Source organism: Streptomyces sp. NRRL S-495 (genome assembly GCF_000966955.1).
GTDB lineage: Bacteria > Actinomycetota > Actinomycetes > Streptomycetales > Streptomycetaceae > Kitasatospora > Kitasatospora purpeofusca.
In genome coordinates this window covers 1-16424 of record NZ_JZWY01000272.1, presented here as the reverse complement: position 1 = coordinate 16424, position 16424 = coordinate 1, and the positions used below count along the sequence as shown (strand labels likewise).

At 75.4% G+C, this 16424-nt stretch carries 8 protein-coding genes and 3 pseudogenes; 3 read left to right on the top strand and 8 right to left on the bottom strand.

Annotation, left to right across the window (positions count from 1 at the left end; translation table 11 throughout):
- Positions 1-48 precede the first annotated feature (48 nt).
- Complete coding sequence (locus VR45_RS15630; protein WP_052709115.1) at positions 49-711, bottom strand: hypothetical protein; 663 nt, start codon at positions 709-711, stop codon at positions 49-51.
- 226 nt (positions 712-937) lie between these two features.
- On the opposite strand from VR45_RS15630, the pseudogene VR45_RS44100 reads away from it, so the two are divergent.
- A pseudogene (locus tag VR45_RS44100) lies at positions 938-1516 on the top strand (phosphatase PAP2 family protein); the annotation flags it as partial.
- Positions 1517-1684: 168 nt separating this feature from the next.
- Here the strand turns inward: VR45_RS44100 and VR45_RS15620 are convergent.
- From VR45_RS15620 to VR45_RS15600, 5 genes and pseudogenes are all read right to left on the bottom strand, one after another.
- Positions 1685-2413, bottom strand: coding sequence for a response regulator transcription factor (locus VR45_RS15620; RefSeq protein WP_045940362.1), 729 nt, complete (start codon positions 2411-2413; stop codon positions 1685-1687).
- 7 nt (positions 2414-2420) lie between these two features.
- Entirely contained in the window at positions 2421-3851 is a 1431-nt protein-coding gene (locus VR45_RS15615) for a histidine kinase (RefSeq protein ID WP_045940361.1), read from the bottom strand.
- 102 nt (positions 3852-3953) lie between these two features.
- A complete protein-coding gene (locus tag VR45_RS15610; RefSeq protein WP_286163244.1) occupies positions 3954-5618 on the bottom strand; it encodes a serine/threonine-protein kinase in 1665 nt (554 codons plus the stop codon).
- Complete coding sequence (locus tag VR45_RS42355) at positions 5615-6466, bottom strand: hypothetical protein (protein WP_052709113.1); 852 nt, start codon at positions 6464-6466, stop codon at positions 5615-5617. The genes VR45_RS15610 and VR45_RS42355 overlap by 4 nt, the downstream gene beginning before the upstream one ends.
- Positions 6467-6674: 208 nt before the next feature.
- A pseudogene (locus VR45_RS15600) lies at positions 6675-8809 on the bottom strand (N-6 DNA methylase).
- A 216-nt stretch (positions 8810-9025) separates the two neighbouring features.
- On the opposite strand from VR45_RS15600, the gene VR45_RS44095 reads away from it, so the two are divergent.
- Entirely contained in the window at positions 9026-9700 is a 675-nt protein-coding gene (locus VR45_RS44095) for a DUF4352 domain-containing protein (RefSeq protein ID WP_052709112.1), read from the top strand.
- A 237-nt stretch (positions 9701-9937) separates the two neighbouring features.
- On the opposite strand, the gene mfd is transcribed toward VR45_RS44095, so the two are convergent.
- Positions 9938-13567 (bottom strand): transcription-repair coupling factor, encoded by a 3630-nt coding sequence (gene mfd / locus VR45_RS15590; RefSeq protein ID WP_045940360.1) that lies wholly within the window; start codon positions 13565-13567, stop codon positions 9938-9940.
- A gap of 706 nt (positions 13568-14273) precedes the next feature.
- Here mfd and VR45_RS15585 point away from each other — a divergent pair.
- Positions 14274-15590, top strand: coding sequence for a nucleotide sugar dehydrogenase (locus tag VR45_RS15585; protein WP_045940359.1), 1317 nt, complete (start codon positions 14274-14276; stop codon positions 15588-15590).
- 119 nt (positions 15591-15709) lie between these two features.
- On the opposite strand, the pseudogene VR45_RS15580 reads toward VR45_RS15585, so the two are convergent.
- Positions 15710-16424: pseudogene (locus tag VR45_RS15580) on the bottom strand (hypothetical protein); the annotation flags it as partial.

The following is a 16424-nucleotide window of genomic DNA, read 5'->3' as shown; positions in this document are numbered from 1 at the left end:
CTCCGTGCTCCGTGCTCCGTGTTCCGTGCTCCGTGTTCCCGGTCGGCCTCAGCCGGTGGGCCGGGAGCGGGCGGCCGGGGCGAGGGCGGCGCGGTCCGGGTCCCAGGTGCCGTAGCGGGGGTTCACCCGCAGGTGGAGGGCGGTGGCCGTGGCGGCCAGGATCCGGCGGACGGCGGCGTCGCCCGCCGGGGTGTCGGCGTCCGCCCCGGCGGTCGCGGCGAGCCGGCGGATCCCCAGCTCGCGCCCGAGGCGGTCGTCGATCGCCCCGGCCGGAACGCCCTGCGCCGCCAGGGCCCGGGCCAGCCGTCCGGCGCCGCCGAGGCGCCGTTCCTCCTCCGCCCGGGCGGCCGCCACCTCGGCCTCCGCGACCGCAGGACCCCGGTCCGCGACCGCGCGGGCCACCACCGCGTCGAGCACCAGCTCGGTGACCGCCCGCCGGGCGGGGGCCTCCGTCTCCCACCGGGCGTCCGCCGACACCCCGCCCGGAGCCTGCCGCAGCGCCGCCACCCTGGCCTCCACCGCGTCCACCGGGATCCGCCGTCCGTCCAGCACCGCCGCCGTGCCCGGCGTCAGTCCGCCCCCGCCGCACCCGGCCAGCCCCGGCATGGCGAACAGGACGACGACGACGACGGCGGCGGTCCTGGTGGCCCTGCTGGTGGCCCTGGTGATCGTGGTGGTCCTGGTGGTCGTGGTGGTCCGGCGACGGTGCATGGCGGGTCTCCGGGTGCGGGCGGATGCGGGGCGGCGGATGCGGGCGGCACGGATCCCCCGAGCGTAGGGCGGGGTGCCCGGGGCAGTGCGGACCGTCGCCCGAACGGCCCATCCGGGCCGGGCGCCGACACGGCACCGGGCTCACGTCAACCCTGACGATCGTCAAGGTCGGCCCCTGCCTTTCGGGTCGGGTCGGGAGCCACCCCCGACTCCTACCGTCCGTGTCATGACGAACACGATCAGGAACAGAGCGGTCCTCGCGGTGGCACTCGTCGGCACCGGCGCCGGGGCGGTCGGGTGGCTGGCTCCGGCGGGCGGTGGTGCGGCCGGGGCGGGCCCGCCGACCCATGGCTGGTCGACCGCCGGCTACCGCCGGGTCGCCGAGGCCGTCGCCGACGCCCCGTCCCGTCTCGCCGCCCTGCTGGAGCCCGCCACCGAGGCCGGTCTGGTGGTGCTGGGCCTGCTGCTGGCGCTGGTCTGGTGGACGGCACGCGGGCGGCGGGCCGCCGACACCGTCGCGGGTGTCGTGCTGACCGGCCTCGGCACCGTGCTCGCGTACGGGGCGAGCGAGGCGTTGAAGCTCGTGCTGGACGAGGAACGCCCCTGCCGGGCCCTGGCCGGACTGCCGTCCAGCGCGCTCGCCGACTGCCCCCCGCCGGGCGACTGGTCGTTCCCCAGCAACCACGCCACCCTGGCCGTCGCCCTGGCCACCGGTCTGGTGCTGCTGCGACCGCGGTGGGCGTGGCTGGTCGTCCCGGTGGGCCTCGGTACGGCCGCCCTCCGGGTGGCCGCAGGCGTGCACTACCCGCACGACGTGGCCGCCGGGGCCCTGCTGGGCGGGGCGGTCACGGCGGCCGTGGTGGTGGCGCTGCTGCCCTCGGCGACGGCGGTGGTCGGCGCGACGGGCCGGGTTCGGCTGCTCGGTCCGCTGCTGCTGGCTCCCTCGGCCGCGGCACGCGCGGTGGCCCCGGTCTCAGCCGACCGGGCCCACCGCCAGGCCGGCCTCGTGGGCGAGGACAGCGGCGGCCGCCCGGTTGGCCACTCCCAGCCGGGCCAGGACGGAGCTGACGTGCGCCTTCACAGTGCCTTCCACCACACCGATCCGGCGGGCGATCTGACCGTTGGACAGCCCGGCGGCGACCAGCGTCAGCACATCGCGCTCACGGGCGGTCAGCCCGGCCACCTGCCGCTGGGCCGCGGCTCGGCGGTCGGCCGGACCGCCGGACCGGGTGGCGGCGAGGTGGGCCACCACCCGGGCGGCCACCTTGGGTGACAGATAGGCGGCCCCGTCGGCCACCGCACGCACCCCGGCGATCAGCTCCTCGGGCTCGCCGGACTTGATCAGGAATCCGTTGGCGCCCCCGCTCAGGGCGCGCAGGATGTAGTCGTCCTCACCGAAGGTGGTCAGCATGACGATCCCAGGAGCCGCTCCGGTCCTGGTGGTGACGCCCACCCGCCGGATCTCGGCGGCGGCGGTGATGCCGTCCGTGCCCGGCATCCGGATGTCCAGCACCGCGACGTCCGGCCGGTGGCGGCGGAGCAGCTCGACCGCCTCCCGCCCGTCGCCGGTCTCCGCGACGATCTCGATGCCCGGATCGGTGGCGAGCACCGCGCGCACCCCGGCCCTGACCATCGGTTCGTCGTCCGCGATCAGTACCCGGATCCGCGCCGGGGCGCCGTGCTCCAGTTCCCCCTCGCTCATCGGGCACTCACTCGACCAGGGCGTCCAGGGAGATCAGCACGCCGCCCCGGAAGCAGAGCCGGTACGCGTCCCCCGAGCGGTCGTTGTTGAACGCCTCGGCCGTCATCGCGTAGTACTCGCACGTCACTCCCTCTCCACCGGGTGGCGGGTTGCCTACGGACGGATGGTACGGAAACTGATGTTCCGGCAGAAATCGCTGCACGGTGGACCGGTCCTGGCCGACCCGCAGTTCGGCGTAGTCGGCAGGGTCGAGCACGGACCGCCCGGCGGTGTGGATCGTCCAGCCCCGCAGCACGGTGGTCAGCAGCACCGCGACGGAGAGCGGCACCAGGACGATCGCGGCCACCATGCGGCCCACCCGGCGGCGGGCCAGGCGCAGTTCACGGGACGGCGACACCGCGACCGGCGTGGCCGGGGCCGCGGTCGGGGCGCCCGTCCGTGGCAGGTGGGCGCTCACCTCGAAGCCGGCGCCGTCGGCCCGGGGCCCGTAGCGGAAGGTGCCGCCCGCCAGCCGAACCCGCTCGGCCAGCCCGAGCAGACCGTGACCGCCCGTGCCCGGTGCACCGGTTCCCGCCCCGGCCCGGGCCGGCGACTCGCCCGCCGATCGGGGACCGTCGAGCACCCGGACGCGAGCGCCGTCCGCCGCGTACGCCACCAGCACCGTGACCGGCACCCCCGGGGCGTGCTTGGCGGCGTTGGTCAGCGCCTCCTGAACCACCCGGTACACGGCGTGCTCGGCCGCCCGCGGCAGCCCGTCCGGCTGACCGTCGACGGTCAGCCGGACGTCCAGACCCGCCGCGGCCGCCTCCCCCACCAGGTGTGGGACGCCCGCGTCGACCGGGCCCCGGGCGGTGTGGGGGTCCGTGTCGTCCCGCAGGATGCCGATCACCTCGCCGAGGCGCTCGACGGCGGCGGCCGCGCCCGCCCGGATCTCCTGCGCCGCCTCGCGGTGCGGCGGGGCCAGGTCGGGCGCCAGCTTGAGCGCACCGGCCCGCAGGGCGATCAGGCTCAGGTCGTGACCCAGCGCGTCATGCATGTCCTGGGCGATCCGGGCGCGTTCGCGCAGCCGCGCCCGCTCGGCCACCAGTCGCTGCTCGTGCTCGGCCCGTTCGGCCCGCTCCCACCCGGCCCGCACCAGCTCCTGCGACTGCCGCCAGAACCGGCCCACCATCCACGGGGCCATTCCGGCGCAGACCAGGACCGAGACGACCGACGTCGCCTGCACCGCCAGGTCCGGGACGACCACCGCCACCAGTGCCCCGGCCGTGACCAGCAGCGCGAGCAGGGCGACCGCCTCCCGCACCCGCTCCATCCGCACCCCGGCCACGAACGCCGCCCCGATGCCCGGCACCGTCCACCAGAGGGACACCGGACTCAGCCCGAACGCCCCGGCCGCCAGCACCAGCAGCCCCCGGTCCCACCACGTTCTCGTCCACATCCGCCCGACCCTACGGACCTCACCGCCACCGCGGATCTGTCGAAAGTCATGCCCGTCGGCGAACGGCCGCCGGTCCCCGGGCCGGGTAGCCGCAGTCGGCGGTCAGGCGTGCGGGGGCCAAGGGGTGGCGTTGGTGCGGTGCGGTTGCAGGGTGTCGAGGGTCTGCCGCAGGCGGCGGACCGCCGGGTGGTGCGGGCCGTCGCGGCGTTCGCGGTCGAAGAGCAGTTGGAGCAGCCACGACCAGGCCGCCTCCGTCTCGCCGAGCGAGGCCAGCAGCACGCCGACCCGTTCCCGGAGGTCGAGCAGCCGCTCGGGTTCGGTCTCCGGCCACACCACGAGCAGGGCCTGGTACTCGGTGAGCGCTTCCGCGCCCCGGCCCAGTTGTTCGAGGCACTCGGCCACCCGGTGGCGCGGTTCCAGCGCCCGGCGGCCGTGCGGCCCGCCCTCGGCGGTGGCGGCGAGCGCCCGGTACTCGGCCAGGGCCTCGTGGTGGCGCCGCTCCTGGAGGAGCGTACGGGCGTAGATGGTCCGGACGGTGCGGACCATCCCCGCGCCGTCGCCGAGTTCGGACCGTCCGCGCGTCAGCAGCCGGGCGGCGAGGTCGAGCACCTCGGGGCGCCGGCCGGCGTCGACCAGGTCGGAGAGCCGGGCGCAGGCCGCCGCGAAGTCCTCCTCCGCCGCCGGGGCGGGCGGGGCGGGTGCCACCGGCGGAGCCTGCGGCACCGCAGGGGCGGGCGGGTTCGGCACGGCGGCGATCAGGAACGGCGGTGGTTCGGCCCGGGGCGGTGCCGCCGGCACGACGCCCTCCGGACGCGGCTGCGGCTGGAGCGGGTACCGGTACGGCCGGGCCGGGTCCGGCAGCGGCCCGAACCGGGGCTGCGGCACCGAGACGGCGGCGGGCAGCAGCGGCAGCAGCCGCCCGTACACCTCCTGGGCGTCGGCCGGCCGGTCCCCGGGACGCTTGGCGAGCAGGTCGAGCACAAGCCGCTCCAGCGCGGCCGGCACCTCGGGCCGCAGGTCGCGCAGCGGCACCGGCGGGTCGTCGACATGCCGCCGCAGCAGCCCCAGCGCGGTGGGCGCCCGGAACGGCCCTTCACCGGTCAGCATCTCGTGCAGCAGGCAGCCGAGCGCGTACAGGTCGCTGCGCGGGTCGACGGCGGCGGACAGCGCCTGTTCCGGCGCCATGTAGGACGGGCTGCCGATCGGGACGCCGGTAAGGGTGAGCCGGGTGGCCTCGGGGTCGAGCGCGGTGGCGATGCCGAGGTCCAGCAGGACGGTCCGGCCGTCCTCCCGGACCATCACATTGCTGGGCTTGAGGTCGCGGTGGACGACCCGCACCGCGTGGACGGCGGCCAGCGCGGTGCAGAGCTGGGCGGCCACGGCGACCGCGCGCTCGACCGGGAACGGCGCGTCCTCGGCGATGAGGTCGGCCAGGCTGACGCCGGGGACGCGCTGCATCACCAGGTACAGCTCACCGCCCTCCTCACCGGCGTCGAAGACGGTGACCAGGCCCGGGTGGTCGAGGGCGGCGGTGGTGCGGCACTCGCGGAGGAAGCGGCGGCGCAGGTCGTCGCCGTGCCGGAGCCGGTCGATGGTGGTCGGGTCGGTGCCGCCCGCGGCGGCGAGGAGGAGGTCGGTGCGCAGCAGCTTGACGGCGACCGGGCGGGCGAGCCGCTCGTCGTGGCCGGCCCAGACCTGGCCCATGCCGCCGTGGCCGATCTTCTCGGTGAGGTGGTAGCGGCCGCCGATCACCCTGGCGAGGGTCACGGATGGTCCTCGCGGGCCTGACGACGCAGCAGTTCGCCGAGTTCGCGCAGTTCGTCGGAGGTGGCGGGACCGGCGCCGGAAGCCCCCTGGCCCACGGCCCGGGTCGGCGGGTGGGACTGGTACGGGGGCTGGGCGGCCTGCCCGGGCTGCCCGGCCTGCCCGGCCTGCCCGGCCTGCCCGGCCTGCCCGGCCTGCGGATACGGGGTCGGGCCCGGGTACGGGGCCGGGGTCCCGTACGGCTGGGCGGCGCCGTAGGTCGGGGCGGGCGGGTACGGCTGCGGCGTCCCGTACGGCTGGGGCTGGGGCTGGGCGGACGGGTAGGGCTGCGCGGCGCCGTACGGCTGGGCGGACGGGTAGCCGTAGCCGGCCGGCTGTGGGTGCCCGCCGACGCCGGCCGGAGCGGCCGGGCGGCCCGCCGACCAGACCACCTGGCGGTCCATCAGCAGGAAGTGCACCGGCGGGGTGAACCACATCAGCAGCATCATCGTGGTGCCGACCGCGTCGGCGACCGGCGCCTCGCCCTTGCCGAAGCTGCCGGCCACCCCGATACAGATGAAGAAGGCGAGGAAAAGCCCGGCGTACACCACCGCGCCCAGGATGTCGTACGCCCGGCGGCGGCGGACGGCCAGCAGCAGCGACGGCACCATGCCGAGCAGGCCGACGGTCAGCAGCGGCGCGAGGACCACCAGGACCCGTCCGGGCACGCCGTACGGGCCGACCGGCCGGCCGGGGCCCGGGGGCCGGGCGACCAGGGTCCGGCCGTAGGGCGGGGGCACGGCGCCGGGTATGCCACCGGCGGGCGCGCCACCGGGCGGTGGGCCGAACTGCCCGGGGTACTGCCCTGACATGCGCGCTCCTGAGCGGGTGAGGACGACGGCCGTTCGGATCACGGACCCGGTTCCGCACACCGTACCGCCAGCACCGGTCGGGCCGGAGCCCTTCCGTCGTGCCCGCACCGCTCCGGCGGCACCGGGTCGGAGTGGGACGTCGGTCGGCCCGACGTCCGGAGCCGGTCGGCGACGGGCGTCGGCAGGCTCCGGAGGACGTCAGGGACCGTCAGGGGGCCGGCGGGGGCTCGGCGGTGCCGGCGGCGAGGGCGTCGGTGACGGCCTGGGCGAGGGCGTGGCCGAGGGCGGCTGCCTGCTGCAGCGTCGCGTCGAAGGCGGCCAGCCGGGCGAAGGCCGTGCCGAGGCGGCGCTGTTCGGCGATCGGCAACCGCGGCAGCTCGACCCGGCGGATGTCCAGCCTGGTCGTCGTCGAGGCGTGACTGGCGGCCCGGCGGGCGGCGGCCGTGGAGCGCAGGTGGCCGGCCAGGAAGTCCGGGTCGAGGGCGGCCGGGTCGGGGCGGAGCAGGTGCAGCTGGCGGCCGAGGGCGGCGCCGGCGGGCGGGCCGCCCGGGCCGACCACCCGGGCCACGCCGCCGCCGAGGGCGGGGACGAGCACGTCCCCGGGCCGGGTCAGTGGGGTGCCTTCGGCGGCGGCCCGGTCGAGGACGGCGCCGGGCGCGGCACCGGTGACCAGGTCCTGGTCCGTCAGCACAGGGGTGGCGGAGGGATCAGTGCCGGAGGGATCGGTGCCGGAGGGATCAGTGCCGGAGGGATCGGTGCCGGCGGGCCGGGTCGGGGCGCCGGCCCCGGAGGAGTGCACCTCCAGGAGTCCGGAGCGGACCAGTTCCCCCAGGGTGACGACCGGGCCCGCGCCCCCGCCCGCCCCCGGCGCCGGGTCGGCCGCCGGGCGGGCGAGAGGTCGGTCTCGTCGTCGAGCAGGTCGATCGCCGCCACGGTCCGGTACTGGCCGGGCCGGTCCTCGGGGAGCGGGAGGCCCTCGCGGGCGGCGAGGTCGAAGGCGCGCCAGGCGTCCAGGACGGTGCGGCGCAGCTCGGGCCAGCGGACCTTGTCCCGCCCGCCCTCGGCGAGTTCGGCGGAGCCGGGCGAGGTGGCGGCGGCGTCCAGCATGAGCACTTGGCGGAAGTCGTCGCCGGGGCGGGGCGCGCGCAGCACCCAGAGGTGGAGCGGCACCCCGTAGGGGGGTGCGGCGCCGGCCGGGAGAGCGACGACGGCCCGCAGCGCGCCGGAGCGCAGCAGTTCGGCGCGGACCCGGCGGCCGGCCCGGCGGGCGGCGACGGTCGGCGGGAGCAGCAGGGCGGTGAGCCCGCCGGGCCTGGTGTGGGCGAGGCAGTGCAGCACCCAGGCGAGTTCGGACTCGCCGCGCGGCGGGACGAGGCCGCCGGGCCAGCGCCGGTCGAACTGCAGCTCGTCGTGGCCCCAGTCCCGCTCGTTGTAGGGGGGCTGGCAGAGCACCGCGTCGAAGGTGTGCCCGGTGTAGGCGTCGGCACGCAGGGCGTCGCCGGGGCGGAGGTCGACCGGGAGCGGGGCGGGGTCGGTGGCGGGCGCGTGCAGGGCGAGCCTGAGCCGGGCGAGCGCCGTGGTGACCGGGTCGGTGTCCTGGCCGTAGCGGTCGGTGGTGGACGGCAGGGCGAGCAGCAGGGCGCCGAGGCCGGTGGCGGGGTCGAGCACGGTGGCGGGGACGCCGGCGACGGCGGCGAGCAGTTCGGCGGCCTCCGGCGGGGTGGGGCTGAGCTGGCGGGTGTTGGCCTCGGCGTACCGGGTGAGGAGCTGTTCGTAGCCGGCGGCCGGACCTTCCTCGGCGGCCAGCCGGGCGAGCAGCCGGGCGAGGTCGAGCTCGGTGGAGCCGAACAGGCCGGGCCGCCCGAGGCCGGTGGCACCGTCCGAGCCGTCCGAGCCGTCCGAGCCGTCCGCGCCCTCGGTGCCGTTACCAGTGGCGGCATCGGGGCCGAACACGGTGCGGGCGGTGTCGGCGAGGGCGCGCGGCAGGGCGGTGGCGAGCCTGGTGTCCGGCTGGTCGGCAAGGGCGGCCCAGCGGTCCGGTTCGCGGTGGTGCAGCAGCAGGACGGCACCGGCCCGGACCAGCGGGGCGGCCGGGTGGCCGGCCGGGTCGCGCAGGGTCTCGACGAGCCGCCAGACCCGCTCCAGCAGCGGCAGTTCGGCGATCTTGCCCTGGGACCGGAGCCAGGCCTCCACCTCGGCGAGCGCGAAGGCCGGGCTGCTGTCGGTGCCGCCGACGGGTCGCGGGAAGTCGGGGTGGCGGCGGCGCCAGTTGCTGACGGCGGCGCGGCCCACCCCGGCGAGGCGGGCGATCTCGACCGCGGTCACCTCGGGACGGTCCGGCATGGGGGCTCCTTCGTCGGCGACGGCACTGGTGTGGCCACACAGCATAGTCAGCGGCGCCGCTCCGTCGGTTCACACGTGAACGGAGATGTTTCATGAAAGGCCGTTGACATCGTTCACAGCAGATGATGTGATCTCTCCTGTCGACAGCACGTCAGGTCGACACCGCACAGGACGAGAAGCGCCGGTCCGTACCCGGCGACACGACAGGAGACCCCGATGTCCGCGACCACTCGCCGCACCCGCCGCACCGCCGCCCTGCTGCTGGGCGCCACGCTCGTCACCCTCACCGCGACGGCCTGCAACTCGACCGGCGGCCCGTCCGTCTCCACCGATGCCAAGCAGACCGCCGCCGCCACCTCCGCCCCGGCGGCCGGCGCCGGCGCCGGCGGCAGCGCCCCGGCCAAGCCGGCCGACAGCAAGCCCTCCGAGACCAAGCCGGCGGAGAGCAAGCCCGCCGAGGCGGCCAAGGCCCCGGCGAAGGTCGGCGACACCATCGCCCTCAAGAGCACCCTGGAGAAGGGCAACACCGCCGACGTCACCGCGCTGAAGGTGGTCGACCCGGCCCAGAGCACCAACGAGTACCTGACCGCGGCGGACGGCAAGCACTACGTCGCCGTGCAGTTCCAGATCAAGCCGACCGGCGCCAAGGCCTACAGCGAGGCCCCGTGGAGCGCCGCCAAGGTGATCGACGACCAGGGCCAGGCGTACGGCCCGACGCTCGCCGACACCAAGGCCGGCCCGTCCTTCCAGACCCCGACCAACATCGCCTCCGGCGAGACGGGCAAGGGCTTCGTCGTCTTCGAGGTGCCGAACGGCACCAAGCTCGACAAGGTCCAGTTCTCCCTGGACAACGGCTTCGCCGACCAGGTCGGCCAGTGGAAGCTCGGCTGACGGTGGTGGCACTCCCCACCACCGAGCACGAACGCAGGCACGAGAACGCGCACGCACGCACGAGAACGCGCACGCACGCACGAGAACGCGCACGCACGCACGAGAACGCGCACGCACGCACGAGAACGCGCACGACAACACGAACGACAACACGAACGGCGGCCTCGGGCAGCACCGCCCGAGACCGCCGTACCCGGCGAGGACCCCTCCGGGGGCCCTCGATCCCCGCGGGATCCGCTACTTCCTCGCCCCCGCCAGGTCGTCGAACATCGACGACAGGAACTCCCTGGACCAGGCCAGCAGCTCCCGCCCGACCAGCGGCTTGCCGCCGATCCGCCCGGTGGACGGCCGCGGCACCAGCAGCTGGTTGGTCGCCGCCTTCACCTGGCTGCGCGGGTAGAGCCGGTTCAGCCGCAGCTGCTGCGACTCCCTCAGCTCGACCGGGCCGAAGCGCACATTGGAGCCCTGCAGCGTGATGTCCGCGATGCCGCACCGCCGCGCGTACAGCCGCAGCGCCGCCACCAGCAGCAGGTTCTCCACCGGCTCGGGCAGCTTGCCGTACCGGTCGGCCAGCTCGTCCCGGACCTGGACGATGTCCTCCTCCGAGTTGACCGCCGCGATCGAGCGGTAGGCCTGGAGCCGCAGCCGCTCCCCCGGCGCGTAGTCGTGCGGCACATGGGCGTCGACCGGCAGCTCGATCTTCACCTCCAGCGGCTCCTCCTCCGGCTCGCCGCCACCCGCCAGCGACTCCCGGAACTCGGCCACCGCCTCGCCGACCATCCGCATGTAGAGGTCGAAGCCGACACCCGCGATGTGCCCGGACTGCTCGCCGCCGAGCAGGTTGCCCGCGCCGCGGATCTCCAGGTCCTTCATCGCGACGTACATGCCGGCACCCATCTCGGTGTGCTGGGCGATGGTGGCCAGCCGCTCGTGCGCCGTCTCGGTCAGCGGCTTCTCCGGCGGGTACAGCATGTAGGCGTACCCGCGCTCCCGGCCCCGGCCCACCCGGCCGCGCAGCTGGTGCAGCTGGGAGAGGCCGAAGGTGTCGCCGCGCTCGACGATCAGGGTGTTGGCGTTGGAGATGTCGATGCCGGACTCGACGATCGTGGTCGACACCAGGACGTCGAACTCCTTCTCCCAGAAGTCGACGACCACCTTCTCCAGCTGGGTCTCGCCCATCTGCCCGTGCGCGGTGGCGATCCGCGCCTCCGGCACCAGGTCCTTCAGCCGGGCGGCCGCCCTGTCGATCGACTCGACCCGGTTGTGGATGTAGAACACCTGGCCCTCGCGCAGGAGTTCACGCCGGATCGCGGCCGAGATCTGCTTCTCGTCGTACGGGCCGACGAAGGTCAGCACCGGGTGCCGCTCCTCCGGCGGGGTGGTGATGGTGGACATCTCGCGGATCCCGGTGACCGCCATCTCCAGGGTGCGCGGGATCGGGGTCGCGGACATGGTGAGCACGTCGACGTTGGCCCGCAGCTTCTTCAGCTGCTCCTTGTGCTCGACACCGAAGCGCTGCTCCTCGTCGACGATGACCAGGCCGAGGTCCTTGAAGCGGGTCTCCGAGGAGAACAGCCGGTGGGTGCCGATGACGACGTCCACCGAGCCCTCGAACAGCCCCTCCAGCACGGCCTTGGCCTCGCTGTCGCTCTGGAACCTGGACAGCGCCTTCACCGTCACCGGGAAGTTGGCGTACCGCTCGGCGAAGGTCGAGAAGTGCTGCTGCACCAGCAGCGTGGTCGGCACCAGCACCGCGACCTGCTTGCCGTCCTGGACCGCCTTGAAGGCCGCCCGGACCGCGATCTCGGTCTTGCCGTAGCCGACGTCGCCGCAGATCAGCCGGTCCATCGGGACGGACTTCTCCATGTCCGCCTTGACCTCGGCGATGGTGGTCAGCTGGTCGGGCGTCTCCGCGTAGGGGAAGGCGTCCTCCAGCTCGCGCTGCCACGGGGTGTCCGGGCCGAAGGTGTGACCGGGGGCCGCCATCCGGGCCGAGTACAGCTTGATCAGGTCGGCGGCGATCTCCTTGACCGCCTTCTTGGCCCGCTGCTTGGTCTTCGCCCAGTCCGCGCCGCCCAGCCGGTGCAGCGTCGGGGCCTCGCCGCCGACGTACTTGGTGACCTGGTCGAGCTGGTCGGTCGGCACGAACAGCCGGTCGCCGGGGTGGCCCCGCTTGGCCGGCGCGTACTCCAGCACCAGGTACTCGCGGGTGGCGCCCTGCACGGTGCGCTGCACCATCTCCACGTACCGGCCGACCCCGTGCGCCTCGTGCACCACGTAGTCGCCGGGCACCAGCGCCAGCGGGTCGATCGCGTTGCGGCGCCGGGACGGCATCCGCCGCATGTCCTTGGTGGAGGACCGCTGGCCGGACAGGTCGGTCTCGGTGATCACGGTCAGCTTGAGCGTCTCGTCGACGAAGCCGTGCTCGATCGAGCCGCAGGAGACGTGCACGACGTCCCGGGTGGGGGCCTCGGACAGGTCGGCGACCAGCCGGGCCGCGATGCCCTCGTTGCCGAGCACCTCGGCGAGCCGGGAGGCCGGTCCGTGGCCCTCGGTCACCATGACCACCCGCCAGTCGGCGGCCAGCCGCTCCTTGGCGTCGGCGATCGCCCGGGCGGTGTCGCCCCGGTACGCCTCGACCGCGCGCATGCCGAGGGTCAGGGTGTTGGTGTCGAACTCCAGCAGCCCGCTCACCGAGGCGTCGCTGGTCGCGAACGGGCTGACCGACCACCACGGCAGGCCGATCTCGGCGGCGTGCTCGCGCACCTCGGCGAGCGAGCGCAGCGAGGCGGCCGAGACGTCGATGGTCTCCAGGTCGATCGGCCGGTCGCCCCCGGAGGCGGCGGCCACCCAGGAGGCGTGCAGGAACTCCTGACTGGTCGCCACCAGGTCGGTGGCGCGGGTGCGGACCCGCTCGGGGTCGCAGACCACCGCGACCGAGCCCAGCGGCAGCACGTCGACCAGCAGTTCCATGTCGTCGACCAGGACGGGCGCCAGCGACTCCATGCCCTCGACCGCGATGCCCTCGGCGATCCGATCCAGGATCTCGGCCAGGCCCGGGTGCTCGGCGGACAGTTCGGCGGCCCGCGCCCGCACCTCGTCGGTCAGCAGCAGCTCGCGACAGGGCGGCGCCCACAGGCCGTGCTCGGCGATCTCCAGGGACCGCTGGTCGGCCACCTTGAAGTACCGGATCTCCTCGACCTCGTCGCCCCAGAACTCCACCCGCAGCGGGTGCTCCTCGGTCGGCGGGAAGACGTCCAGGATGCCGCCGCGGACGGCGAACTCGCCGCGCTTCTCGACGAGTTCGACCCGGGAGTAGGCGGCTGCGGCGAGCCGCCGGGCCACCTGGTCCAGGTCGTGCGACTCACCGCGCTGCACGGCCACCGGCTCCAGCTCGGCCAGCCCCTTCACCTGCGGCTGCAGCACCGAGCGGACCGGCGCGACGATCACCTGCACCGGCCCGGCCGCCGGGTCGTCGACCCGCGGGTGGACGATCCGGCGCAGCACCGCGAGCCGGCGGCCGACCGTGTCCGAGCGCGGGGAGAGCCGCTCGTGCGGCAGCGTCTCCCAGGCCGGGAACTCGGCGACCGCGTCCGGCGGCAGCAGTGAGCGGAGCGAGGCGGCGAGGTCCTCGGCCTCCCGGCCGGTGGCGGTGACGGCCAGCACCGGACGGCCCCGCTCCCCGGCCGCCTGCCCGGCGAGCGCGCGGGCCAGCGCGGCGATCGCGAATGGCCTGGCGGCGGGCGGGCCGACCAGGTCGAGATGGTGGCGGCCCCCGGCCGCCGCACCGGTGGCGGTGGCGGCCTCGATCGCCTCGGCGAGGGCCGCGTCCCGCGCGACGACATCGAGCAGTCCGGTCAGGCTCATCTGGAGTCTCTTCTTCGTCCCGAGGAAGGTGCTGCCCGGGGGCCCTGGGCCCGTTGGGGCAACGCGAACGGCCCGGCACGCCGTGCGGCCGGGGGTCTCCAGCCTACGCCGCGAGGCTGACGCGCACGCGGCACACGGCCGGGGGCGGGGCGGCGCGCGACCCGCGCACGAACCGCACGCGGTCCGCCGGCGATCCGGTGCGGACGAACCACCGCCCGCACGCTGCCGGTCCTGGCGTTCCGCCGGACCGTTTCCCCATCGTCGCGTTCTGCCACGATCTGGACATACTCCTGTCACTGCCCGTCCATGGAGATCGCGCACCATGGTGAATGTGCCCGCCGCACCCAACCGTGGGGGATGGCTGCGAGGGGCACGGTCGCACACCCGATGGGGGTCGGGAGTGCGAGGCCGGGCGGCCCTGGGTGGGGGCGCCCGCCCACACGCCGGGAACCGTGGCGTCCTTTCCTGGAGGACGCCACGGGTCTCGGCCTCATTCTTTTCCCCGCCCGCCCTTCCCGTCCACACACCCGGTGTCACGATCGCGTGCCGCCCTGCCCCGATCGCGGCCCCGCGTCCCTTTCCGGCCCCTTTCGGCGCAATCCCGGGAAAGCCCGCGCCGTCCGGCCCCGCTCCCTACCCTGTGGTGAAGACCGTGTGGAGACGCCCGGAGGGGCCAGGGGCGTCGCGATGGAGGGGGTTCTTCGTCATGCGCGTTGTCATCGCAGGCCAGGGCTACGTGGGGCTGCCGCTCGCGGTCCGCGCGGCCGAGGTCGGGCACCGGGTGGTCGGCTACGACGTGGACGAGCGCCGGATCAAACGGCTGGCCGTCGGCGAGTCCTACGTCGAGGACATCCCGGCCGAGCGGCTGCGGCCGCTGCTGGAGAACGGGAGCTATCTGCCGTCCGCCGAGCCGTCCGACGTCGCGGACTTCGACGTCGCGGTGATCACCGTGCCGACGCCGCTGCGCGACGGCGTGCCCGACCTGTCGTACATCGAGGCCTCGGCCGCCCTGCTCGCCCAGCACCTGCGGCCGGGGGCGACCGTCGTCCTGGAGTCCACCACCTACCCCGGCACCACCGAGGAGCTGCTCGCGCCGCTGCTGGAGCAGGGGTCGGGACTGACCGTCGGACGGGACTTCCACCTCGGCTACAGCCCCGAGCGGATCGACCCGGGCAACCCGACCTGGCGGCTGGAGAACACCCCGAAGGTGGTCTCCGGGATCGACCCGGCCTCGCTGGCCGCGGTCGAGGGCTTCTACGGCGGGCTGATCGACCGGACCGTCCCGGTCTCCTCCTGCAAGGAGGCCGAACTGACCAAGCTGCTGGAGAACACCTTCCGCCATGTGAACATCGCCCTGGTCAACGAGCTGGCGATGTTCGCCCACGATCTCGGGATCGACGTCTGGGAGGCCATCGACGCCGCCTCCACCAAGCCGTTCGGCTATCTGCGCTTCACCCCCGGCCCGGGGGTGGGCGGGCACTGCCTGCCGATCGACCCGTCCTACCTGTCCTGGCGGGTGGAGCGGGCGCTCGGCCAGTCGTTCCGCTTCGTCGAGCTGGCCAACGACGTCAACAGCCACATGCCCGACTACGTGGTCCGGCGGCTCGCCGAGGCGCTGAACGAGCGGCAGCGCTCGGTCAAGGGTTCGCGGGTGCTGCTGCTGGGGCTGGCGTACAAGAAGAACACCGGCGACGCCCGGGAGACGCCGGCCGCCCGGGTCGCCGAGCTGCTGGTCCGGATGGGCGCCGAGGTCCGCGCCGCCGATCCGCACGTGGTGGTCGGGGTGCACGTGCCCGAGCCGGTGATCCCGGGCCAGCGGGCGGCCGAGCACGACCCGCACGGCGACCCCTTCGCCGCCGTCCACCGGGTGGAGGCGAGCCCGCAGGAGCTGGCGGCGGCGGACGCGGTCGTGCTGCTGGCCGACCACGACGACTTCGACTACGGGGCGATCACCGCCCACGCCCGGTACGTGCTGGACTGCCGGCGGCGGCTGGCCGGCGGCGCCGCGGTCGAGGTGCTCTGAGCCGTCCCGCCGGGTCCGCCTCCCCCTGGCTCAGCCGTCCGGCCGGGTCCGCGGACGCGCCGGGCCCCGAACGCGTCTCGGCGTTCGGGGCCCGGTACGTGCGGACTGCCGGCGGGCGGTCAGCGCCGACGGCGGTAGGCGACCGTGTTCGGGGTGCCGTACTCGGCGCCGTCGTCCACGATCACGATCTTCGGGATGATCCTGGTCTCCTCCTCGGCCGGGCGCTCGGCGCCGGCCCCCTCGCCGCCGTCCTCCGCCGGAACCGGCGGGGGCGTGGCCGGCCTCGGCGGCACCGGGCCGGTGGCGACGGCCGGGGCGACCCGCCCGGGGGTGACCCGGAGCATCGCGGTGGCCGCCTCGCCCGCGCCGGACGCCGGGCCGACGGGCAGGGCCGGGACGGGCTCCTTGCGGAGAACGGCCCGCGGGTCGGCGGCCGCGGGCACCGGGACCGACACGGCGGCGGGGACCGCGGCGGGGACGGGGACGGGCAGCGGGATCTCCCCGGTGTCCGCCTCCGAGTCCACCGGGGGCGCGTCCGAGGGAGCCGCGTCGGCCGGAGCCGCGTCGACGGGCGCGGCGTCCGCCGGGGCGTCGTCGGCCCGCTCCCGATCGGCCCGGGCCTCGGCCGCCAGGGCCTCGGCCACCGGGGCCGGCAGCGGCTCGATCGCACCCACCGCGGCACCCGTGAGCGAGGCCAGCGTCGCCTTGATGTGGTCGAGGTGCTGCTGCACCGTCTCCAGCCTGGCGGAGAACTCGCGGTGCTCGCGCTCGGTCGCCGTGTTGATCCGCTCGGCCTCGCGCCGGGCCTGCTCGATCAGTTCGTCCGCCCTGGCC

Excerpts from the sequence above, each read along its gene's own strand:
- mfd (WP_045940360.1), bottom strand. The coding sequence starts at position 13,567 with ATGAGCCTGACCGGACTGCTCGATGTCGTCGCGCGGGACGCGGCCCTC.
- VR45_RS15615 (WP_045940361.1), bottom strand. The coding sequence starts at position 3,851 with ATGTGGACGAGAACGTGGTGGGACCGGGGGCTGCTGGTGCTGGCGGCC.
- VR45_RS15620 (WP_045940362.1), bottom strand. The coding sequence starts at position 2,413 with ATGAGCGAGGGGGAACTGGAGCACGGCGCCCCGGCGCGGATCCGGGTA.
- VR45_RS42355 (WP_052709113.1), bottom strand. The coding sequence starts at position 6,466 with ATGTCAGGGCAGTACCCCGGGCAGTTCGGCCCACCGCCCGGTGGCGCG.
- VR45_RS15585 (WP_045940359.1), top strand. The coding sequence starts at position 14,274 with ATGCGCGTTGTCATCGCAGGCCAGGGCTACGTGGGGCTGCCGCTCGCG.
- VR45_RS44095 (WP_052709112.1), top strand. The coding sequence starts at position 9,026 with ATGTCCGCGACCACTCGCCGCACCCGCCGCACCGCCGCCCTGCTGCTG.
- VR45_RS15630 (WP_052709115.1), bottom strand. The coding sequence starts at position 711 with ATGCACCGTCGCCGGACCACCACGACCACCAGGACCACCACGATCACC.